A 719-nucleotide genomic window follows, 5' to 3' on the forward strand; every position below is an offset into this window, starting at 1 on the left:
AGTCTTTTTTAGTCGCAATTCATGCCGGTCCGCTAGGCTGGACGCAATGAATACGGGTCGAAAACCGTATTGATTGCAGGTCGGGAAGTTTTCGAATGCAGGTCGTTACACTCATCGCCCAGAAGGCCCCCGCAGAAGCACGTTGAAGGCGTGGTTAATGGCCGCGCGCGCGCTTGGGTGGAGTCCGTGTTGCGTAATGGCCGTATTGACCGTCGCCTCCAACGCTGCTGGGCGCACTTCGCCCGCAGCAGGCGCCAGCGCTGACCAGCTCAGACTCTGCTGCTCGAGGTGACACAAAAATCGTGAAATCGCAGAGCGGTGTTGCGTGGAAAGGGTTATGGGCAGTTGCGCCATCACTGCTTGGTGTTCGGGCCACGCAGGTATCAGGTAGACCCGACCGGAAGGCCCCTGCAGAAACACGTTGAAGGCGTGGTTAATGGCCGCGCGCGTGCCTATCTGAAGTCCGTGTTGCGTAATGGCCGTATTGACCGCCGCCTCCAACGCTGCTGGGCGCACTTCGCCCGCAGCAGGCGCCAGCGTTGACCAACGCAGACCCTGCTGCTCGAGGTGACACAGAAATCGTGAAATCGTAGAGCGATATTGCCGGGGAAGGGTTGTGGGCAGTTGCGCCATCACGGCTTGGTGTTCAGGCCACACAGGTATCAGGCGGACTATACCGGAAGGCCCCAGCAGAACCACGTTGAAGGCGTGGTTAATGG

General features: G+C 59.2%; 1 protein-coding gene. It reads right to left on the reverse strand.

Features of this window, described 5'->3' with window-relative positions; all coding sequences use genetic code 11:
* Positions 1-111: 111 nt before the first annotated feature.
* A partial coding sequence (locus tag WLY71_RS30650; RefSeq protein WP_347806574.1) for a hypothetical protein occupies positions 112-719 on the reverse strand: 608 nt, incomplete at its 5' end.

This window comes from Pseudomonas rossensis (genome assembly GCF_039888995.1).
Lineage (GTDB): Bacteria > Pseudomonadota > Gammaproteobacteria > Pseudomonadales > Pseudomonadaceae > Aquipseudomonas > Aquipseudomonas rossensis.